This is a genomic window from Hymenobacter terrenus, from assembly GCF_000972495.1.
GTDB classification, from domain to species: domain Bacteria; phylum Bacteroidota; class Bacteroidia; order Cytophagales; family Hymenobacteraceae; genus Hymenobacter; species Hymenobacter terrenus.
The window spans coordinates 257738-279569 of record NZ_LATM01000003.1; the positions used below are offsets into that span (position 1 = coordinate 257738).

The window sequence follows — 21832 nt, forward strand, 5'->3', positions numbered from 1 at the left end:
CTCTGCGGCATAAATTCGGCCACAAGAACGACATGAGAAAGCAAATTACTGCACTAATGGAATTGTAATTATCCCGGAAAGCGTATCTTAGCTTAATGAACCTATTCCGCTTGTATCCTATGAAGAATCAATTGACTATAGGGGTTGTAGCCGCCCTGTTGCTATCCTTTGCCGCTCATGCGCAAAGCCCCCGAGAGGCTGTCATAGCTGCCGAAACATCGTTTGCGGCGCAAGCTGCGAAAGTGGGTACCAAAGCAGCCTTTTTGGCCAACACTGCCCCCGAGGGCCTCGTAGTTGAGGAAGGTAAACTGACTAGTGCTCAGGAACTGTGGCAAAACCGGCCAAACCGGCCCGGCTCGCGCCTGACGTGGTATCCCGTGCTGGCCGACGTGGCGCAATCCGGGGATATAGGCTACACCACTGGCCCGTGGAGTTCTTTTCAGAACGACCGGCCGCAATCCTCCGGTGAGTATGTGACGGTGTGGCGTAAGCAGCCGGATGGTCAATGGAAATTCATGGTAGACATGGGAATAGAACGCATCGGGACGGCACCCGCGCAGGCAGCCACCGTGCCCTCGCCGCGGCTGCAGGCCGCCGCGGCCACTCCTAGCACCGCGCCATCTTACGTAATACTTGACATCGACCGCAAGTTTTCGGAAGCCGAGCAGCTGAAGCCCGGCGCCACTTACGAGCAATACCTGAGCACCGAGGCACGCCTCTACCGCCCCGGTCTCTCGATGATGCATGGGGCCGCTGCCGCTGCCAACATGAAAAATCTGGATGGCGGCTATCTTTTCAAGGCCACGGGCGGCTACCTAGCCGCTGCCGGCGACTTGGGCTACGTGGTAGGTACGTTGCACCGGCCTTCCGCTGGTACCAAGCACCCCCAGGAAAATGGCAGCTATCTGCGCATCTGGCGGCGCGAGGCCGATGCCGGCTGGCGCGTGGTGCTGGAAATCTTCAACTTTACAGCTAATCCATCTACTCCGGCCGATACAACCATCGACGGCGTTCGCACGGCGGGCCAGACGCCTACCAAGCGCGCCCAGTAGGGTACGGCCATCGTTTGGAAATTAAGAATGACAGACCGCGATAAGAAAGCCTTCATCTAATCAGATGAGGGCTTTTCTTTTTGAGCCGCTATCGTCGTGAGGCTGCTTTTCTTGGTCCATTGCACCGTTCAGTTCTACCATATATAGTCTGGTAGTGCGACCTTTGTCAGCTAATTCGTCGCCCTGCATGACTCCTTCAACTTCCGTTCCGGCTCAGTGGCCTGACCGCTACGGCGATGAGCTTTACCGCTTTGCCCTGAGCCGCGTCAGCGACTCCGATGTAGCCGAGGAACTGGTGCAGGAAGCTTTTCTGAGCGCGCTTGATGGCTTAGCCACGTTTCGGGCCGAGGCATCGGAGCGCACGTGGCTATTTGTCATTCTGCGTCGCAAAATCATCGACTACTACCGCCGGCAGGCTCGTGCCACCCACGTTGGGCTCGATGAAATCAGCGCAGAAGGCCCTACGGAAGCTGATTTTTTCGTTCCTAAAAACGGCCACTGGACCAGCCAGCAAGCACCCACCAGCTGGCTCAATGCCGATGCCGCACTGGAGCAGCAGGAACTGCACGACATTCTGCAGCGGTGTCAGAAGCGCCTACCAGCGCAGCAAGGCGCCGTCTTTGCGCTGCGTTTCATTGAGGAATTATCGGCTGAGGAAATTTGTCAGGAACTCGGTCTCAGTTCCGCCAACTACTGGATTATCGTGCACCGAGCTAAGCTTCAGCTGCGCCGCTGCCTGGAAAAACATGGTCTGGGAAAGGATTAACTATTGATGATGCTACGTCTTATTAGCTGTCAGAACGCAACGATGCTGCTGGAGCAGCAGGCCGACCGACCTGCGTCGGAATCCATGCCGGCCAGCCTCTGGCTGCACCTGCGCTACTGCCCTTATTGCAGCCGCTACGCCAAGCAAACGATGCTAATCGCAGAATGGGCGCGGGCGTCGGCCGCTCGCCAGACAAGCACCGGGCCGGCCTTGTCGGACGCGGCCAAGGCGCGAATGCGTGAGCGCTTGGCGGCGGGATAGTCGTCTACGCAACCGTTTGAAGCTTTCCGCATTAAAAAGGCCATTACAGTAATGTAATGGCCTTTTTGAGTCTGTGAAACGTTAGCTTTTTTAGCCCCTCTTAGGAAATGAGGCTCGCATAAGCAGCTGAAATTTCAATAGCTCAGCTACGCCTATGCGCCGGTGGGTGCCAGGCGTACGACCAGCCCGTCGGTGTGGGGCGTAAGGCGAATCTGGCAGCTCAAGCGGCTACCGACGTGCACTACGGGCAGGGTTTCAAGCATGTCGAGCTCGTCATCGCCCGGCTCGGGTAGGGCGGGGCCAGCCAGTACTTCCACGTGGCAGGTGGCACACAGGGCCATGCCGCCACAGGTGGCCTGAATGTCGTAGCCACTGGCTTTCAACAACTCCATTAGGCTCAGGCCCATATCGGTGGGGCCGATGAGCTCGGTGCGTTGGCCAGGGGCTTCTTCGACGTAGACGCGAATATCATTCATAGAAAATATGAGGTATGGGTTATAAAGGATGGGTTATGGAGAGGACTGATGCAGCCAACTCATAACTCATCCTTTATAACTCATACCTTTTTACATGCTGGGTACCCCGTTTACAGTCGTGTATTTGAGGGTGTATTTTTTGTCGGGATAAATGTATTTGAACGCGCCCTGGCACATGAGAGCGGCTTCGTGGAAGCCGCAGAGGATGAGCTTGAGTTTGCCGGGATACGTATTGATATCGCCAATGGCGAAGACGCCGGGCAGCGAGGTGCTGTAATCCATGGTGTTAACCACGATGGCGTCATCGGTGAGGTCGAGGTTCCACTCGCCGATGGGGCCGAGTTTGGGCGTGAGCCCGAACAGCGGGATGAAGTGGTCAAGCGGCACGGTTTCGGCAGTGCCGTCGTTGGCGGTGATGGTGACTTCGGCGAGCTTGCCGTTGCCGTGCAGGTGCGTGACGTTGCTCGACAGCACCAGCTTGATTTTGCCGGCTTCAGCCAGCTTCTGTACTTTCTCGGCCGAGTCGGCGGCGCCGCGGAAGGTGGTGCCGCGGTGCACTAGGGTCACATCGGCAGCTACGTTAGCGAGGAAGTTGGTCCAGTCCAGTGCCGAGTCGCCGCCGCCGGCAATGACGATTTTCTGGTCGCGGAAGTGCTCGGGGTCGCGCACCATGTAGTGTACGCCTTTGCCACCTTCGAACTGCTCCAGATTTTCGACGGCCGGCTTGCGAGGCTCGAACGAGCCCAGGCCACCGGCAATAGCCACCGCTTTACAGTGGATTTCGGTGCCATCGGTGGTGTAGAGCTGGAAAGAGCCGTCGTCGAGCTTGGCGAACCGCTCCACCCGCTCGCCGAGCGTGAAGGTGGGGTGGAAGGGCTCAATCTGCTTCATCAGGTTATCAATCAGGTCGCCCGCCAGAATTTCGGGGAAGCCGGGAATGTCGTAAATCGGCTTCTTGGGATAAATTTCGGAGAGCTGGCCACCGGGCTGGGGCAGGGCGTCGACCACGTGGCAGCGGAGTTTCAGCAAGCCAGCTTCAAAAACCGCAAACAAGCCGACCGGGCCGGCCCCGATAATACAGATATCAGTGGAAATGGTGTTGGGCATAATAGCAGTAAGAGCCTGACAAGGCGCCGAATGAAAAGCGGCCGCACCCGGAGAAGCGACCAGTGCAAAGGTACGGCCCGGGGCCGGGGCCGCCACTACGGCAGCCGGTTTATAACAACTGCCCCAACCAAATCGTTGGCTGATAGCAACTCGTAAATGCGGATGTGGGGCCTCTCAGTTGCTCAAAAGCAGCCGTACGGGCAGGCCCTGGCTGGTGGTGACGACGGCTGAGTAGCTGCGGTGAATACAGAAGCCACCGCCCGGCGCAAGTCTGGCTCGTGGTCGATGGAGGGACATGGAAATGAAAAAATGCCGACAGATAAGCGCAAAAGCGGGTCATTCGCCCTAATTTCGGCTCGTAGCAAAAGTACGCGGACCGGGCGCGTTCAGCCGTTGTGGTTTTCGGCCGCGGGGCACTTCGCTGCGTAATGCCTATACTTCGCCCCCAAACCTCTCCTAGCGCTTCCTTTATGCCAATATCCGTTTCCGTGGGACCACCTGCGTCGCGTTTTTTTCGTGGTTTCCGGCTCGCCGGAGTGTTTTTTGGGACAATTTCACTACTGGCGGGCTGCGGCACCGAGCCCGCCGAAACTACCGCCAGCAAGCCTGCTAAAGAAATTAAGCCAGCTGCCACCGCGCCCGCTTCGGCGGAAGTGGCCCCACTCCGCGTCAGCGTTTTTCTGGAGTATTCGGGCGGTATGAAAGGCTTCGTGCCCCGCGGCGGAGCGGATAAGCCGGCCACCGAATTTCAGCAGCGCATTGGGGCGCTCATCACCGAAACCCAGGTGAACGGGGCCGTGGCCGAGCGCAAATACTACCTCTGCGAAAACGCGGCGCCCAGGGCAGTCCCGTTTCAGCAACTGCGCGACGTGGTGCAGGGCGAAGTTAACCAGGCGGCCCTCGGCACTGAGCTGCCGCAAATGCTGGAAGGCATTTTGGCGATGCCGCAGGCCACGCAGCAGGTGAGTGTGGTGATTTCCGACTTCATCTATGGCCCGGCGCGCAAGTCCGACTTTTCGCAGCTGCCCAACCTGATTCGCACATCCATTGCGCCCGTGAGCCAGCAGCAACTGGCCGTGGCGGTGTTTAGCGAAACCTCGCGTTTTTACGGCAGCTACTTTCCGGCCGTGAAAACGCCGATGCAGAAGCGCACGCTGAACGGTGAGAAAGTGCCGTACTATGTGTGGGTCATTGGCCCGCCCGCGCAAGTGGCGCGCTTCGCCGCCGAGGTCTTTAAGAATGCTCCCACCCAGCAAGCCTTTTTTGGATTGAAAACGAGCAAGCCGGCCTTTGCGCCCCTGCTCACCAAGCTTACCGACCCGAAACTCAAGTCGAGTGGCGGCACCGTGTATGCCGAAAACAACGGCTTGACCCTGAACCCCTCCGACGACCCGGTAGACTTCTCCGTCGGGCTCGATTTGAAAGAATTGCCCACGGCGTGGCAAAAAGCGGCATTTTTGGCCCAACATCTGCAAGTGCGCCTGCCTAACGGACAAGCTGCATTGTTGCCTAACTCGGTGCGCCTGCTCACCGAAGAGGAGCAAAGCGGCCAGCCGGTGCTAGCGCCCTACACCCACGTGCTGCGCCTGCGGGTGAGTAAGCTGGCCGCCCCCACCGCTACACTCAGCTTGGCCCTGCCCGCTCCGGAAACGCCGGATTGGGTAGCCGCCTGGTCTACGACTAACGATAATACTCCAGCCCCGCGCACCTTCGGCCTCGACCAAATCCTGGCCGGCGTCCGTCAATCGTATCCAACTCCGTTACCGCCCGTATTTACGGTTCAGCTTCCTCTCAAAAACGATAGGTAATAATTAGGGTGATGCTTGATTGTTGGTACGTAGACCGTCATGCCGAGCGGAGCCGAGGCATCTCGTCCGCTTCGTTGAACCAACTGTCGGCGAAACCAACGATTGAATTAGTGCGGCACGCGAGATGCTTCGGCTCCGCTCAGCAGGACCGTCTAATGACTTACAATTAAACACCAATAACTAAGCACTAAATAAATGCAGACCTTCTTCACCAGCCTGTACTCGGCCCTGATTTCCATCTTCCAAAGCCAGCGCCCGGCCGATTACGGCTTGTACAAAACGGATTTGTTTTCGCTCGTGGGTTGGAGTACGCTGGGCGTGGCGCTGGTGCTGGTGCTGGCGTTTTACTACTTGTTCAACTCGGCCCTGCGCACGGGCATGTTCCGCACCATGCACTGGGTGTTGACATTGGCGCTGGCCGCTGGCCTGGGCACACTACTGGCCAATACCCTCAGCAAAAGCCACGGCGCCGAATCCAGCAGCTACCTCGGCTACTTCATGGTGGTGAACATGGTGGTGGCCGCGCTCTGGTTCCTGCTATTTTCCGTCCTGCTGAAGCGCTGGAGCACCTACGCCCGCACTACGCCGTTTATAGGGCCGTTTTAAGGATAGGATAAGAGTTAAAAGCTATGAGTTAAAAGTTGGGTGCATCCTAACCTTTAATCTTGACTTCTGACTCTTAACTTTTAACTCATAACTCTTAACTCAATAAATGAAGCTATTTATTTTCGCCGTCGGCGGCACCGGTGCCCGCGTACTACGCTCCCTTACCATGCTGCTGGCCTCGGGCGTGCGCATCCCGAATTGTGACCAGGTGGTACCCGTCCTCATCGACCCCGATACCCAGAATGGCGACGTGACCCGCACCGTGACGCTGCTGAAGCGCTACGCCCGCATCCACGAGGCGCTGTACAGCGACGGCCAGAAAGAAAAAACCGGTTTTTTCAGCCAGCCCATGAACACGCTGGCCCACCTCAACACCGGCGGCTCGGAGGAGTTGCGCGACTCGTTCGTGTACGATTTCGGTGGCATCAGCCAGCCCTTTCGCGATTATTTGAAATACAACGACCTGTCGGTAGAATCGCAGGGTTTGGTTGACTTGCTTTTTACGTCTGATAGCTTGGCGGCTAACCTCGACGTAGGTTTCCGCGGTTCGCCCAACGTGGGCTCGGTCGTGCTCAATGCCGTGGTGCAATCTAAGGAAATGCGCTACCTCGCCCAGAGCCTGCAGGACGGCGACCGGGCATTTTTCATCAGCTCGATTTTTGGCGGGACAGGAGCGGCCGGCTTTCCGCTGCTGGTCAAAAACCTACGTGATGCCAACTCGCCCCTGGCCCACCCAGAAGTGCGCCGCCGCCTCAAAGCCGGCGCGCTGGTGATGCTGCCCTACTTCAAGCTGCAGGAGCCTTCGGCCGATGAAAAGGCCGCCGGACAGGATTTCATCGATTCCAACACCTTCATCACGAAGACCAAAACGGCCCTCTCGTACTACGCCGATAACCTGAAAGGGCTGGAGGCTATGTACTACCTGGGCGACCAGCCTGGCCAGCCCCTGGCGAACCACCCCGGCCGCGCCGAGCAGCGCAACCAAGCCCATTTACTGGAGCTGCTGGGGGCGCTATCGGTGCCCCACTTTATGGCAGTGCCGGACAACCAGCTCGACGGCGGCCAGCCGCTCTACCACGAGTTTGGCCTGAAAGCCGATTCCCCCGACGTAGATTTCGGCCAGTTGCCCACCAACCTGCGCCAGGAAGTGGCCCGCCCGCTGATTCAGCTGCACTATTTCGCCCGCTATTTCCTCAAGCACACCCCCGACGACGCCAAAGCGCCCTACTACGATGCCGGCGACCTCGCGGCCCAGCTGCGCAACAACCGCGCCCTGCGCGAGCTGTATGACTTTTTCGGCGAATACAACGAATGGATTCGTGAGTTGGGTGTGAACCAGCGCCGCTACACCGCCATCCGCGCCGAGGAAATGGACTTCAACAAAATGGTGGCCGACAAAACCGTCGAAACCGGCATTTTCAGCAAAGGCATCACCCCCGGCTATTTCCGCGATGAGCTGACCAAAGCCGTGGGCAAAGCCACCCTGAACAACCCGACGGAGAACGAGGCCCTGCGCTGGGTGGTGAAGGCTTTTGAGGATGCCACCGGCGAGATTCTGGACAAGAAGCTGCAATACTCCTGACGCCGCGCACCTCACCCCCTGACCCCCTCTTCGAAAAAGAGGGGGCACCGGTTCGTGAGGACGACTTCTCTACTGAACTTGCCAGGAGCAGGTCCGGTGCCCCCTCTTTTTTGGAGAGGGGGTCAGGGGGTGAGGTTGACACGGGGCTGATAACAGATAACTAGCAACAGAATAACTAATCGATTAATGGCTAAAATCCTGCGACTACACGATACCGGCTCCAGCACCCACGAGGGCTGGGGGCCGACTGGTAAAATTGGCCCCCACGAAGTGGAGCGGCTGCTGGACCCCCAGGGCGGGCGCGCTGCCAAGGTGGCCGTATCCATTCCATCGCCTTTTGCCCGGATGCACCTGGTAGAAACGGCGCTGCGATTTGTGACCCAGGGCGGCACCAGCCAGGACTCCGTTTACCACCAGCTCGTGAGCCATTTCTGGGATGTGTGGGAGATGGTATTCAACTACCACCAGCGCAAGCTGGCCAGCCAGCGCCTGCAAATCCGGGCCTGGCGCAAGGACGAGGAGCTGGCCAAGTTGCGCGCCAACCCCGCCACCCGGCCCCTGGCCGACGTGCTGAGCCTCTACCTCGACGGCCGCTTCGCCAAGCTCACCGAGCTGCACCTGATTTACTTCCCCGGTGCCAATGGCGTGCCACAGCTCATCGGCGGCACCTCACCGCTCACGCTGTTCTTCCCGGCTCCTAACCTACGTCCGTTGCCCGTGCAGCGGCCCCAGGGCGGTGGCTACTATTTCGATAGCCAGTATGTGCCGCTGGCCAACCGTGAGGCGGCATTTCGCGACTATGTGTACCAGGAGTTTGTGGGCGACCCGACGCTGACGGCCCTGGCCCCGCTGGTGCGCGACACCCTCGACCGCGGCTTGCTGCAAAAGTGGGCCATGGAAGGCGGCGCGGGCCTTAGCAATTTCCCGGTGCTCACCGATGCCTCGAACAACCAGATTGATGTGGCCGGCGTGCTGCTGCGCGTGCGCCCCGACGAAGGCACGGTGCGCCATTCCGACCTGTTCATCCGGCCCAGCCGGCCTGGCATCGCGGGCCCGCTGCCCATCGTGCTGCGCCCCGGCCTGAAGGCAGTGGGCAAGCGCTACTTCAATGAAACCATGTTTGCCGACAGCGGCGCCATCGTGCCGCACGCCGATACTCGGCCGCTGAAGGAGCGCACCCTGCCTGGCCCGGAGCTGCCCTACCCGTACCTGACGGTGAGCGACCTGCTGGAAGACACCTTGCTCACGGTGCCCTACGAGGTGGACGAAGCCCGGTTCTACTGCGGCAACATTAGAATTGCGCCCGGTTTCAAGCCCAACAACTGGCCGCTGCTGCCCCTGAAGCCGGCTTACTTCGACTACTTCACGCCCCAGGAGCTGGCCGAGCACCTGAGCATAGAGCTAGACCCCGCCTGCGTGCGGGTGAAGCTGCGCGTGCCAGTGAGCGGCGGCGATTTCGTGGACTACGAGCGGGCGTACTACCCCAATCCGCAGGGCGACAACATTGGTCGCTTGCTGGTTACCAACGTGGCCCTGTCGGTGTTTCCCTTCGTGAAAGTGGCGGATGCGCCGCAGTACAACGACTTTTACAAAATCATGCTGGTTGATGCCAACAACATCGACCCGAGCATGGTGACCAAGAAAGTGGACCTCCGCTTCTGGGTGGATGGCCGCCCGCTGGGCGAAACCGGCACCGGCCAAAGCGCCACCCGCTACGAGCGCACGCCCAAAACCGGCCAGGACGAAGGCAGCACCTACTACGAGGTGCGCGGCACCCATTTCGATTACCTGGAGGTGCTGAACCCGGCCCCGGCCGCCGGCTCGGCGCTCATCATTCCGCGCTGGCCCGAGGTGCGACAGGGCACCAAGGAATACCGCTTTGCCATCGACTTTGGCACCACCAATACCCACGTGGCCATGCAGGACAGCCCCGGCCAGGAGCCCAAGCCGTTCAGCTTTGGCCTGACCGATACGCCGGTGGCGCTGCTGAAGAAAGCCACCGCCGAGCCCGACCGCAGCGCCTACGAGCGCCTGTACCGGGGCATTGATGACGACCCGGCCAACTTTGTACAAATCAAACGTTGGCAGCAGTATCAGGAGCGCGAATTCGTGCCGCCCATCATCGGCGCCGACACTTCGCCCTATGCCTTCCCGGCGCGCACGGCTACCTATGAGGCCGCTAACTACGCTACCCAGGAACTGAGCGTGTTGGGCAACATCAACGTGGCTTTCGGCATCATCACCGAGGAGCAGCGCCGGCCCAACTACCACACGAATTTGAAGTGGGACAACTCGCTGAACCAGGCTAACACCAACCGCGTGCGGGCCTTCTTCCAGGAAATCCTGCTGCTTTGCCGCGCCAAGGTGGCCCTGAACGGTGGCAACCTTGCGGCTACCCAAATCACCTGGTTTGCGCCGCTGAGCTTCTCCATGTACCAGCGCAACCTGTACCAGCGCGAGTGGGATACGCTGTTTCACCAGGTGTTTCACACCACCAACTCCATGCCGTGCATGGTCGAATCGACGGCGCCGTACTACTACCTCACCCGGCGCAACATCGTGACGCTGGGGCCAGGCGAAAACGCGGCGTTCATCGACATCGGTGGGGGCACTACCGACGTGCTGCTGTATGCTGACCGCAAGCCGGTGCTCAGCACCTCGTTCCGCTTCGCTGGCAATGACCTGTGGGGCGACGGCGGGGCCGAGGTGCGCGGCGCCAAAGACAACGGCCTCGTGCGCTTCGGCGTGGCCGGGGTGCAGAGCGCGGTGCTGTCGCCGGCCGCCCGCCGGGCCCGCGAATACGTGCTGGTGGCCGAAGGAACCGACAATTTCGGCTCTGAAGACGTAGCTAGCTTCCTCTTCAACTACGACCAGCTGCTGGGCTTCAGCGAGCGGCTGCTGCGGGCCGAGCACCTGCGCGTGCTGTTCTACCTGCACTTTGGCGCGCTGATTTACCACGTGGCGCAGGTGACGGTGGCCAACGGCCAGCAGCTGCCGCGCTACCTGTGCTTCACGGGGCGCGGCAGCTTGTATGTGCGGCTGCTGGCGGCAGGCTCCAACTTGCAGCCGGTGGAGCGGCTGGCTCGCCTCATCATGGAAAAAGCCACCGGCCAGACCATGCCGGCCGATTTCCGCATCAAGCTGGCCGACGACCCCAAGCAAACCACCGCCAACGGCGGGGTACTCGCCACCGGCCAGATTCCGCAGGACCCGCCTCTGGTGCGCCCCGTGGGTACCGGCACCGAAATCGACAAAGGCGAGCATCACCTCGAAGCCGCCGCCGTGACCGACGAAATCAAGCAAGCCGTGCTGACCAACGCCCGTGCCTGCCTGAAACTGCTCCTCGAAGACCCCGAAGTGAAGCGCCTGCAAGCGGACCTCGGCGTGAAAAACGACCCCGGCCTGGTGATGAATACGCTGGAGCGCCAGCTCGGCGACTCCTTCAACCTCTACCGGCAGCAGTACGCCGACGTGCTGCGCGACGGCGACACCATCCCCGAAACCCTGTTCTTCCTGCCGTTCAAAAACGCCCTGTATGAGCTTTCCAAGGTGCTTCATGACGCACAGCCCGTTCACTAGCCCCGCCGGCCGATGGCTGTTGCTGCTGTGGCTGGCCTTGGGCTGCGGGCCGGCGGCTCTCGCCCAGCCCGCAGCCCAGTCCGCCCAACCGGCGCCGGCTTCCAACTGGCCCTGGGTGCTAGGGGTGCTGGGCGGCATCGCCTTGGGCGTGTTGGGTGCCCGGATGTGGGCGCGGTCATCGAAGCCGGCCGCGGTGAGCGTGCCGGCCGGGGCCGCGCCGATTGCCGCCCCGAAAAAGCCCGCCGAAAACGTGGTGCGGACGCCCGTCGGGCCGCCGCGCGTGGCCCCGGCCAGCGCCGCCGCGCCGGTTTCGCCGCCCAAGGCCGCGCCCAAGCCGTCGGGCTCGCCGGGCAAAGCCAAGCACAAATCCAGAAACAGCGCCTCGTCGTCCTGGCCAACCAACGTTCCTCAACGCTCTGCTGCTATGAACCCTTCCCAATTGCCCGGCCTGCCCACCGACCAGCCCCTGGAAACCGGCCAAACCGTTGAGTGGGCGGCCCCGACCTCCACGCCGCCCGCCATTCAGGAATTGATTGATGCCAGTGCCCACGAAGTGCCGGGTGCAACGGCCGCCCCAGCCGCCTCGAATGGCCCGGTGCACTACTACGCGCCGGCGCCGGATGTGCCCAGCATCGAGCACCGCAAGCTCAGCCCCAACCCGCTGCCGCAGATGCCCCTGCTCATCACCCTGCCGCATGCCGAGGCCACCACGGCTCATTTCTCGTTCAGCCCGCAGGCCGACCAGTCGCGCATTATCGGCAACGGAGTGCGGGAACTGAAGGAGTTTTTCGCCTTTGAGCTGCCGCCCACCGAGCAGTTCACCTCCATCACGAACCTGACGGCTGGCCAGCTCGAAAAGCGCGACGACACCTGGCACGTGGTGCAAAAGGCTGATATCGCGTTGAGCTAGGGCTGTAGCGTGGACTTTGTAGTCCGCGTCCCCGCGTCGGTCGGGTATCCGCCAGAACGCGAGCTACAGAATCCGCGCTACGTGCCACGTGAAACCGCCCCTGAAAACCATCCCCACCCGGCCGTTCGGGTGCCTATCCCGACTAGGTCGGGATGGTTTTCAGGGGCGGTTCCTGTTTATTCCGTGCGTTATCCGCTAGCCCCTTGGCTGGGGTAGTAACTTCGACAATTATTTGACGAAGCGTTTATGCTCTTACTTGAAATCCTATTAATTCTGGCGCTGGTGGCGTGGCAGGCGGTGGTGTTCTGGCGCAACCGCCAGCTGGCCGATAGCGTGGGTGCGATGTACCCCGTGGCGGGTGCGGTGGCGGTGCAGCCCATTCCGTTTACGGCCGCGCACCCCGAGAAAAACTTCGACGTACAGTACGATGCCCTCATCACCCGCGACGCGTCGCCGGAATTTGGGCAAATCATCACCGACACCAACGAGTACCTGCTGAACAACCGCGGCGCGGCGGCGGATTTTAGCATTCTGAAGGACATTTCGGAGCGCCACGCCGAAGCGCTCGACGAAGAGATTCAGGCCCAGATTGCCACGCCGCTGTACCTGGGGCTGCTGGGCACGTTCACGGGAGCCATTCTGGGGCTGGTTTCGCTGGTCGGCAATCCGTTTGCCGATGCGGTGGCCGACCCCGCCCTGGACACGTCGTTTAGCAACGCCGACGTGCAGCATTTCCTCGGCGGCGTGCTCATTGCCATGATTGGCAGCTTGTTTGGCCTGGCTTTCACGCTGGCCGGCAACCAGCTGCTGAAGCAGGCCCGCACCCGGCGCGACCGCAACAAAAACGCCTACTACACCTTCCTGCAAAAGGCGCTGCTGCCCAAGCTCAACTCCGATATGCAGGCCGGCATGAGCAACCTGAAAGCGGTGCTCGACACGTTCAACGCGGACTTCTTCAGCCAGATACAGAACGACTTTTTCAGCAAGATTCACGAGTTTACGCCCCTCATTGCCAGCATCACCGAGAACGTGAGCGTGCAGAAACGCTTCCTGGAGCAGCTCGAAAAGATTGGCTATTCGGAGCTGGCCAATGCCACCATCAAGGTGTTTGACAGGGTGGATGAGAGCGCCCAGACCTTCGAGAAATTCCTGGGCTACCAGCAGGCCCTGAACAGCACCGTAACCCACGGCGCCGAAGTGGCCCAGGTAATAACGGCCCTGCTCAACCGCCTCACCGCGCTGGAAGAAGGCCTCGCTAGCGTGCCGCAGTACCTCCAGCAGCACGACGACGCTCTGCGCCAGCAAGTGGCGTTTTTCAGCCAGCACGGCAAGCTGCTGGCCGACTTGGGCGCGCAAATCCGCCAGGGTGTGAGCGAAGGCGTGCACCGCATGGATGTGGAGCTCGACGGCCGCCTGCAAGAGCTGCAAAAGGAAGCCAGCGCCGCCCACGAGCAGTGGCAGCGCCATTTCCGCGAGCTAAACCAGAACAATGTCTACCAGAAAATCACGGAGTACCTCAACCCCTTCACCCAGCTGCCGGCCCAGCAAAAAGACCTGAATACGCTGCAAGAGCGCCAGGCTGCCCTCGCCGCGCAAGCCCTACAGCGCCTGGAGGTACGCATCGCCGCCGACGCCGCCCTGCAACGCTCCCTCCTGGAGCAGGTGGAGCGGACCAACAACGTGCTGGAAGAAATCACCCGGCCCAACTGGTTTCAGCGCACCATTCTGGGCAAGAAGTAGCCGGGGTGAGAGGGGGAGTAGGGAGCTGGAGAGAAAAAGTAATGCTTGTACAGACTGCGTTTTCGTTGGGGCCGCCCCATCCGTGGAACCAGTAAAATCCGACTAAATCCGTGATATGAAGGAAAACCGCGACTTCTTTTGGCCTAGCTACGTGGACCTTATGACGGCCTTGTTTTTGATCATGCTCGTGCTGTTCGTGCTCAATTACAAGCGTTTCCGGGACAAGCAGCGCGACACCGACAAGCTCATCTACGACCTGAAGGTGCAGGTGGCCGAAAAGCGCAAGCTCGATGAAATCAAGGCCGCCCTCAAGCGCCTCGAAAGCAATTATTTCGAGTATAACCCCACCTACAAGCGCTACGAGCTGAAATTCCCGGTTACGTTCGCCCCCAAGAGCGACGTGCTGCCCTACGATGCGCAGGCCCCGCTGGTGAGGGCTGGCCGCTTCCTGCTCAACCAGGTCCAGGCCATCAAAAACGACGACAACGTGCAGTACCTCGTCGTGGTAGAGGGCCGGGCCGCCAAAGACCTGCGCTACCCCGCCAACGACCCGCACAACCGCGATGGCCCGGCCGTGCGCCAGCTCAGCTACAGCCGCGCCCTGGCCGTTATTCGGCTCTGGGAGCAGGCCGGCCTGCGCTTCCCCGCCAACCTAGAAGTGATAGCCGCCGGCAGCGGCTTCCGTGGAGCCGGCCGCTACACCGGCGCCCAGGAAGCATTAAATAAGCGGTTTATCATCCAGATTCAGCCCAAGATTGGCTCAATTGGGAAGTGATAGTAGTATATAAGTGGAATCCGTCATGCTGAGCGGAGTCGAAGCATCTCGCGTGCCACCACTAATTCAATCCCCAGGCGAAATGCTTCGACACCGCTTAGTATAACGGGCTTTTTAATCTCGCAGAATCTGCTCAATTGCCGCCAGTTCCTCCGGGCTAAATGCCAGGTTCTCTAAGCAGCGTAGCGAGTCGTCGAGCTGCTCGGGCTTGCTGGCGCCGATGAGCACGGACGTTACCCGCTCGTCTTTCAGCAGCCAGGCCAGGGCTAGCTGGGCGAGGCTTTGGTTGCGAGCCTGGGCCACTTCGTTGAGGCGGCGGGCCTGGTCGAGTCGCTCGGGCGTGAGGTTGCTGGCTTGCAGCGAGTCCGTGCCCTTGGCCACCCGCGAATCGGCGGGAATGCCGTGTAGGTATTTGTTGGTGAGCAGGCCCTGGGCCAGCGGCGAGAAGGGGATGCAGCCTACCCCTTCTTTGCCCAGCAGGTCGAGCAGGCCGTCTTCTACCCAGCGCTCAAACATCGAATATTTGGGCTGGTGAATGAGGCAGGGCGTGCCCAGCTCACGCAGCAGGCGCAGGGCCTCGGCCGCCTCGGTGGGCTGGTAGTTGGAAATACCCACGTACAGAGCCTTGCCCTGGCGCACGATGAGGTCAAGCGCGGCCATGGTTTCGGCCAGGGGCGTTTCGGGGTCGGGGCGGTGGTGGTAGAAGATGTCTACGTAGTCCAGGCCCATGCGCTGCAAACTCTGGTCGAGGCTGGAAACCAGGTATTTCTTGGAGCCCCACTCGCCGTAGGGGCCGGGCCACATCAGGTAGCCGGCTTTGGTCGAAATGATAAGCTCGTCGCGGTAAGGGCGGAAATCCTCGCGCAGGATGCGGGCAAAGTTTGCCTCGGTTGAGCCGGGTGGCGGGCCGTAGTTGTTGGCCAGGTCGAAGTGCGTAACCCCGCTATCGAAGGCCCGGCGCAGGATGGCGCAGCCGTTGGCCAGCTTGTCTACGTCGCCGAAATTGTGCCACAGGCCCAGGGATAGGGCAGGCAGTTGCAGGCCGCTGCGTCCGCAGCGGCGGTAAGTCATGTGTTGGTAGCGGGCTGCGCTGGGCAAGTAGTTCATAGCAAAGAAGGCAAAAAGGCCGGATGGCCAAAAGTAAAACCGCCAATCCTATCAAGTCATTGGCCGCCGCAGAATCCCAGTGATTGACGGGTCCCACGGCGGCCAATGATAAACAAATAATCCTGAAATTGGCCGGGATTTGGGAATGCTTAGCCATGCAAAGTCTGCCAACCGTTTAGCAGCCAATCAGTGGCGTAGCCAGTTATTCTTATTCCAGCACCAGCTTGTGCTGCTCCACGGTGCCGTCGGTGCGGAGCAGGCGCACTAGGTAGATGCCCTTGGCGCGCAGGTCCGAAAGGTCGAGCGTAGGTTGGCGCAGGTTGTGCGTTGTGCGCACCACCTGGCCCAATAGGTTGAGCACCTGCACGCGGGCAATGGGCAACGGGCCAGTGAGGCGCACGGCATCGATGGCGGGGTTGGGGTAAAGTTGGTACAGCACTGGCCGGGCTGCCACCGCAGCAGTCACGAGGTTCACCGTGAACGTGCGCGTGCTGACGGTGCCCTGAAACTGCGCCTCAAAGCGCCACTCGCCGGTGGGCGCGTTAGTCGGCAGCTGGTAGTTCCAATACCAGTAGGAGGCAGGGTAGTGGGCTACCGTCGAGGCATGCGTCCAGGTCCTAAATACCGAGTTATCGGGCCGGTAAATGGTATACTGGGTTTGCTGGCCGGCCTGCTGGTCGTGGTAATAAGCGGCGGTGTATACCGTGCTGCCGGGCGCGAAGGTCCGGCTCTCGTTGGGGGTATCGGGTGCCGGGCAGGTGTTGAACACCGGCGCGGCGCTGTGGGTGAGCAGCGTGTTCACGGTGGGCTCGTAATACGTGCGGGCCGTGGCCCACGAGCCAGTTGCTGGGCTGCACGGCCCGCTGTAGGGGTCGAGCACCACGCCGGAGGCACTGTGCAGTTCGAAGTGCAGGTGCGGGCCGCTGGAGTTGCCCGAGCTACCCACCGTTCCCAGCACTTCGCCCAAGGCTACGCTGGCCCCCAAGGGCTTGGCCGTAACCGAGCCGGTCTTCATGTGCCCGTACCAGCACACCGTGCCATCCATGTTTTGCACATACACTGCATTCCAGTTCGCGCCCGTCAATGCGCAGCTACGGTCGGGGTTGCCATCGGTTTTTCCTATGATGATGCCCGGCGCAGCGGCGACAATTTCTACCTGGCTGCGGTCCATCATGTTGAAGCTGAACGGCCACGGGAAAAGGTCCAAGCCAGCGTGGTTGTAGCCCGTGCTGGTGTCGTAGGTGCGCGTGCCGCAGTTAAAATCCTGCACCGCGTTGGGGAAGGCGGGGTTGTGGTCCACGAAGTTACTAATACCGTATGTGCTGGCATAGTCAAAGCCTGCGGCCTGGCGCAGCGGCCAGCTCAGGGGCACTGTGGTGGAGCGAGCTGCTCCGGACGCGGGCAGCAGGCGCTGCCCGCGCAGCCGGGCAATGTTGGCCGACAGCAAAGTCTCAATCTGCTGGCGTTGGGCGGGCGTCACGCACTCGGCGGCGGGTGGCTGGTAGCCGCCCCCACCTGTGGGGGCCACGCTTTGCGCCAAGCTGCTGAGTGCGCAGAGGGTCAGACAGAAAAGAAGGTAGGCGTTTTTCATGTATTGGGACAGAAAACAAAAAAGACTTTCCAGCAAATATATGCTTGCCGGAAAGTCTTTGTATCTCACGCCCCGAGTGGCGGTAGTGCCGGGCTGTGCCGGCCAGTGGCTAGGGCCGGCGATTAATGCAGTTTAAATCCTCAAAAGCCTGCTTGAGACGCGCTACGAAGGTTTCTTCACCCTTGCGCAGCCACACGCGCGGGTCGTAATATTTTTTGTTGGGCGAGTCGGCGCCGCTGGGGTTACCAATCTGGCTTTGCAGGAAGCCTTCGTTCTTCACGTAGTAGTCCTTAATGCCTTCCCACAGCGCCCATTGCAAGTCGGTGTCGATGTTCATCTTGATAGCACCGTAACTGATGGCCTCGCGGATTTCCTCCTGGCTGGAGCCCGAGCCGCCGTGAAATACGAAGTCGACGGGCTGAGGGCCGGTGCCGAAATGCTCTTGCACATACTGCTGCGAGTTGAGCAAGATTTTGGGCTGGAGCTTCACGTTGCCAGGTTTATATACGCCGTGCACGTTGCCAAAAGCCGCGGCGATGGTAAAACGTGGGCTCACCTCGCTCAGTTCTTTGTAGGCGAAGGCCACTTCCGAAGGCTGGGTGTAGAGCTTGCTGGAGTCGACGTCGGAGTTGTCCACGCCGTCTTCTTCGCCGCCAGTCACGCCCAGCTCAATCTCCAGCGTCATTCCGATTTTAGCCATGCGCTCCAGGTAGCGCTTGCAGATTTCGATGTTCTCCTCAATCGGCTCTTCCGAAAGGTCGAGCATGTGCGAGCTGAACAGCGGCTGGCCGTGCTGCGCGTAGTATTTCTCGCCAGCATTGAGCAGGCCGTCAATCCAGGGCAGGAGCTTTTTGGCGGCGTGGTCGGTGTGCAACACCACGGGTACGTCGTAAAGCTCGGCCATGAGGTGCACATGGTGGGCGCCCGAAATGCCCCCGGCGATGCTGGCCCGCTGCCCGTCGTTTGAGGCGGACTTGCCGGCGAAAAACTGAGCGCCACCGTTCGAAAACTGGATAATAACCGGCGAGTTTACGGCCTTGGCAGTTTCCAGCACGCCGTTCACAGTGTTGGTGCCAGTTACGTTCACGGCGGGCAGGGCGAAGGCGTTGGCCTTGGCATATTGAAACAACGATTGAACTTCGTCGCCGTGCAGGACGCCCGCTCGCAGGCCGGTAAGGATTTGGTCAGCCATAAAAATGAGTTGTGCGGCAGCGCCGCGGTGAAAAAAGCTGGAAAAGCCCAGGCGGCCCAACCGAACCGCCCGCGCAGCAAAGTACGGTCGGCGTTGCTTAACGTGAAAGGCCGGTCCGAAACGAGCCGCACCCGTACCCGCAACCTACGTTTTGGCGTAGGCGTGGGCACATACAAAAAGAGGCCGACCGTTATTTAACAGTCTGCCTCTATCTGTGATTCTGTCGCGGCCGGTTTTAGGCGGCCGTCATCAATTTGGCCTGCTGAAACACGCCGTGCTTGGTCATGACCTGTACTTGATAAGTGTAGTCGCCGGGGGGCAGGCCCAGGCCGTGCAGATTCAGCGTGATGCTCTGCGGACCCGGCCGCCGGGCTTTGCGGATAACGCTGGCCAGTTTGCGCCCCTGCCTGTCGAACAGGTTGAGCCGCACATCAGCGGTCGTGGTCAGGACGAAGGGCACCGTGGTTTCGTCTACGAAAGGGTTGGGGTAGTTCTGCTCCAAGCTGAACGGGCTACCGAGTACCTGATTGAAGACAGCAACAGAAACCGGCTTGCTCTGTTCGGGCAGCACGACGTCGGGCGTGAGTGCGCAGCCACTGATGACGACGTCAGGGTCGTCGGGTAAGAGGTAAAAGTCGGTTTGAGACATTTGCAGCATAGGTGACAAAGAGAGAGAAGAAAAGGTCGTCATGTGGAGGCAAGAAGAACCGGCCGGGTGCCGATGAGAAATCAAAGTTGGTGGGTTGTTGCCGGCAACACCAATAGAATCGATGATTTGGCTTGAAAAGGCGATGAGCAAGAGCTTAGAAGCTGTTAATGACGAGGGCCGCGAATTAAATAGCGGCGAGTGGTTGCGCCATCGTACCAATGCCGCTCACTTTCTTTCGCACCGATAAAACGATTTAGCAGCGGCGTGGGAAAATGAGCAACAGGAGCTTCACTGCAAGGAAAATGCCAGGAAAAAAAAGTTGCGCTTTTTGAACGAGTGAGTACGGTAAAATCTTGTCTCTGCCGAGGGCCGCTACGGGAGCACCTCTACCCAGCCCCTGAACTTACGACCATCGGTGTAGGTGACGAGGTAGTAATAGGTGCCGGCCACGCCCGCGCCGCCCCAGCGGAAGCCCCGGTCGGGCGACTGATACACGAGCTGCCCCCAGCGCGAGAAGATTTTGATATTGGCGAAGCGTCGGTCACAAAAGTCGAGCGGCAGGTCGGGCATGACGAGGAAGTCGTTTTTATTGTCGCCGTTGGGCGTGATGACGTTGGGTGGTCGAAACGCGATGGAATCTGCTACGGACTCTACTTCAAACCGGATGACCCGCTCCTGGGGCAGCGGCACGCAGGGACCGGCTTCGGCCAGCTTGAAACGCACGAGTAGCCCGTTGCTGGCGCCCGCGGCGGCTACGGCCGCGCAGGTGGGCTCCCACACGAAGGTTCCGCTAGCCTGGCCCGCGCCGTTTTGGGCTGTGAAGCTCATGCCCGCCGTGGCCAGGTCGAAGCCGGTGCCCGTGGCCGTGAGGGTAAGCGGATTGCGGTCGGCATCGGTGCCGGCGAGGGTGGCTACGAAGCGGCGGCCCAGGGGCAGACGCACCAGCGCCGGCGTGCCCTCCAACACGGGCAGGGGTGCCGGCGGGAAACTCGTAGTGAGTACCGGAGCGGCATTCGGCACCGGCGCGGCGGTGAAAGCCACCCGCAAGGTGTCGCGCTTGGGCAGGCTGCACCCGTTATCGGCCACGATGAGGTCGAGCAAATAAACCTGGCCCTTGGTATCGGTGCATTCGGGAAAGCAGAGGGTGGCGGTGAGGGTATCGGCGGCGCCGGCGGCGCGCACGGTGCCGGTAGTGGTGGTGGTGAACGTGGGCGCGGGCACCGTGAAATTGACGGGCCGGCTGGTCATGGTAAGCACCGAACTGGGGTCGGGGTCGGTGTAGCGAATGGTCAGGCAACGGTTGCCGCCCGGCAGCAGGCGCAGCGTATCGCGGCCGGGGCGATAAATAGCCGTGCTGCCGGTAGCCCGCATTTGCAGCTGCGGGGGCGTATTGGTGGGGCAGTTCAGCACGTAGAGCTGGAAGTCGCGCCGGGTTTCGCCAATTTTCACGCCGCGCCGGTATTCCGAGCAGCGCACTCCAAACACAAACAGCCCTAAGTTACGCGGCCGGACGGTGAGGCGCCCGGTGCGCGCGTCGATGCCCAGGGGCGGGCTGCCCGGAATCTGGTTGGTGGTGCTCAGGCCGGGGGTCCAGCTTATTAGCGAATAGGGGGCCGGGGCGGCCTGGGGGAGCGTGGGGTTGACGCCGCTGGTATGGCCGTTGAGCGGCGTTACCATGTCGTAGCTGAGGGAGTCGCCATCGACGTCCTGCCCGCCGAAATCGTAGTAAAACAGTTCGTTGCGGCAGGCATAATCACCCAGGGGCGGGAAAATGCGCGGCGTCGAATCGATGAAAGCCGCCCCGTTGCGCACCACGGCCGGAAATTCCAGGTAGAAAGCCTGGGCTGCCGCGCCGGGAGCGACAATGTTGCTGATGGCCAGGTTGCGGCAGCAGCGCTCCACGGCCACGTAGTAGCCCCCGGCGCTGGCATAAGTAGCGGCCGTGAGGGTGATATCCTTGCTGTATACCAGCTTGCGCGTACTCAGGGAGCCCACGGTGCAGGCCGGATTGGTATAATTGACAAACGTGTTGCTGGTCAGGGGCAGCAGCACATCGGTGACGCGCTGGTTGGTGACTTTGTTGAAGATGCCCGCTGTCAGTTGCTGGTCGAGAGCGCCGGTGCTACCATTGATGGCGTCAAAATACAAATTGAGGGTGAGGGTGTAAGTGCTGCCTGTCTTGTGCTGCAAGTCCAGCTCGCCACCCACAATGTGCGTGGCCGAGGCCGCCAGTGGTGCTAGGAGCGTCAGTGCCAGCAGCCAGCGACGGCAAGGCACCAGGAGTAGGGCGAGTATCGTCTGTTTCATAAGTAGGAAGATAAGCAAGAATAACACAAAATAACCATGCGGGCGCGCATCCTCACTCAAACTTCACGTCAGGCCGCCTTGAAATAGAATGATTCAATGGCAATGCTGCTATCGGTTAGCTGTTTGAGGAGGCCGTCGATCCGGTCTGGCAGCATTTCGTGGCCAGGTATGGCTGCTGTCGGTCAGGCACACCTGATGGATACGATACGTCCCGTGTCGAAAGCGCCGGAGGGGAGTCACGGAGCCCACCACGCGGAGTTTAGCATAGGTGGGATACAAGCCAATATTTCAAGGATAACGCAACATAAAATGGGGTAAAATTAC

The 21832-nt window shown here is 60.5% G+C and carries 18 protein-coding genes; 10 read left to right on the top strand and 8 right to left on the bottom strand.

The features are described from left to right. Window positions 1-119 precede the first annotated feature (119 nt). The 3 genes from WX88_RS07615 (at window position 120) to WX88_RS07625 (ending at window position 2079) form a co-directional block, all read left to right on the top strand. Entirely contained in the window at window positions 120-1052 is a 933-nt protein-coding gene (locus WX88_RS07615) for a DUF4440 domain-containing protein (RefSeq protein WP_046243715.1), read from the top strand. 187 nt (window positions 1053-1239) lie between these two features. Beyond that, window positions 1240-1818, top strand: a complete 579-nt coding sequence (locus tag WX88_RS07620) for a sigma-70 family RNA polymerase sigma factor (protein ID WP_046243716.1) — start codon at window positions 1240-1242, stop codon at window positions 1816-1818. 9 nt (window positions 1819-1827) lie between these two features. Beyond that, window positions 1828-2079 carry an anti-sigma factor family protein gene (locus WX88_RS07625; RefSeq protein ID WP_197076708.1) on the top strand — a complete coding sequence of 84 codons (252 nt, stop codon included), beginning with the start codon at window positions 1828-1830 and terminating at the stop codon, window positions 2077-2079. Between the two features lie 152 nt (window positions 2080-2231). Here the strand turns inward: WX88_RS07625 and WX88_RS07630 are convergent, their stop codons facing one another. The 3 genes from WX88_RS07630 to WX88_RS31740 all read right to left on the bottom strand — a co-directional run bounded on the left by WX88_RS07630 (window position 2232) and on the right by WX88_RS31740 (window position 3959). Continuing rightward, a complete protein-coding gene (locus WX88_RS07630) occupies window positions 2232-2555 on the bottom strand; it encodes a 2Fe-2S iron-sulfur cluster-binding protein (RefSeq protein ID WP_046243718.1) in 324 nt (107 codons plus the stop codon). A 90-nt stretch (window positions 2556-2645) separates the two neighbouring features. Next, on the bottom strand, window positions 2646-3662 hold the full coding sequence (locus tag WX88_RS07635) for an NAD(P)/FAD-dependent oxidoreductase (RefSeq protein WP_046243719.1): 1017 nt from the start codon (window positions 3660-3662) through the stop codon (window positions 2646-2648). 174 nt (window positions 3663-3836) lie between these two features. Further along, the gene (locus WX88_RS31740) at window positions 3837-3959 is read right to left on the bottom strand and encodes a hypothetical protein (protein WP_262489821.1); all 123 of its coding nucleotides are present in this window, start codon (window positions 3957-3959) and stop codon (window positions 3837-3839) included. 173 nt (window positions 3960-4132) lie between these two features. Here WX88_RS31740 and WX88_RS07640 point away from each other — a divergent pair, with 173 nt between their 5' ends. The 7 genes from WX88_RS07640 to WX88_RS07670 all read left to right on the top strand — a co-directional run bounded on the left by WX88_RS07640 (window position 4133) and on the right by WX88_RS07670 (window position 14662). Further along, the gene (locus WX88_RS07640) at window positions 4133-5470 is read left to right on the top strand and encodes a hypothetical protein (RefSeq protein ID WP_156176000.1); all 1338 of its coding nucleotides are present in this window, start codon (window positions 4133-4135) and stop codon (window positions 5468-5470) included. A gap of 195 nt (window positions 5471-5665) precedes the next feature. Then, window positions 5666-6076: a hypothetical protein gene (locus WX88_RS07645; protein WP_046243721.1), complete on the top strand. Its 411-nt coding sequence runs from the start codon at window positions 5666-5668 to the stop codon at window positions 6074-6076. Window positions 6077-6182: 106 nt separating this feature from the next. Then, window positions 6183-7658: a hypothetical protein gene (locus WX88_RS07650; RefSeq protein WP_046243722.1), complete on the top strand. Its 1476-nt coding sequence runs from the start codon at window positions 6183-6185 to the stop codon at window positions 7656-7658. 186 nt (window positions 7659-7844) lie between these two features. Beyond that, window positions 7845-11237, top strand: coding sequence for an acetate and sugar kinases/Hsc70/actin family protein (locus WX88_RS07655; protein WP_046243723.1), 3393 nt, complete (start codon window positions 7845-7847; stop codon window positions 11235-11237). Beyond that, entirely contained in the window at window positions 11215-12147 is a 933-nt protein-coding gene (locus WX88_RS07660) for a hypothetical protein (protein ID WP_046243724.1), read from the top strand. Before WX88_RS07655 ends, WX88_RS07660 begins: the two co-directional genes overlap by 23 nt. A 246-nt stretch (window positions 12148-12393) precedes the next feature. Continuing rightward, window positions 12394-13887: a hypothetical protein gene (locus WX88_RS07665; RefSeq protein ID WP_046243725.1), complete on the top strand. Its 1494-nt coding sequence runs from the start codon at window positions 12394-12396 to the stop codon at window positions 13885-13887. Window positions 13888-14002: 115 nt separating this feature from the next. Then, window positions 14003-14662 (top strand): hypothetical protein, encoded by a 660-nt coding sequence (locus tag WX88_RS07670; RefSeq protein ID WP_046243726.1) that lies wholly within the window; start codon window positions 14003-14005, stop codon window positions 14660-14662. 114 nt (window positions 14663-14776) lie between these two features. On the opposite strand, the gene mgrA is transcribed toward WX88_RS07670, so the two are convergent. The 5 genes from mgrA to WX88_RS27365 all read right to left on the bottom strand — a co-directional run bounded on the left by mgrA (window position 14777) and on the right by WX88_RS27365 (window position 21508). Then, on the bottom strand, window positions 14777-15769 hold the full coding sequence (gene mgrA / locus WX88_RS07675; protein ID WP_046243727.1) for an L-glyceraldehyde 3-phosphate reductase: 993 nt from the start codon (window positions 15767-15769) through the stop codon (window positions 14777-14779). Window positions 15770-15977: 208 nt separating this feature from the next. Continuing rightward, the gene (locus WX88_RS27360; RefSeq protein WP_052732461.1) at window positions 15978-17360 is read right to left on the bottom strand and encodes a peptidoglycan DD-metalloendopeptidase family protein; all 1383 of its coding nucleotides are present in this window, start codon (window positions 17358-17360) and stop codon (window positions 15978-15980) included. A gap of 109 nt (window positions 17361-17469) precedes the next feature. Next, window positions 17470-18552 carry a class II fructose-bisphosphate aldolase gene (gene fbaA, locus WX88_RS07685; protein ID WP_046243856.1) on the bottom strand — a complete coding sequence of 361 codons (1083 nt, stop codon included), beginning with the start codon at window positions 18550-18552 and terminating at the stop codon, window positions 17470-17472. A gap of 235 nt (window positions 18553-18787) precedes the next feature. Further along, on the bottom strand, window positions 18788-19210 hold the full coding sequence (locus WX88_RS07690; protein WP_046243728.1) for a T9SS type A sorting domain-containing protein: 423 nt from the start codon (window positions 19208-19210) through the stop codon (window positions 18788-18790). A gap of 363 nt (window positions 19211-19573) precedes the next feature. Continuing rightward, a complete protein-coding gene (locus WX88_RS27365; protein ID WP_052732462.1) occupies window positions 19574-21508 on the bottom strand; it encodes a gliding motility-associated C-terminal domain-containing protein in 1935 nt (644 codons plus the stop codon). Window positions 21509-21832 lie beyond the last annotated feature (324 nt).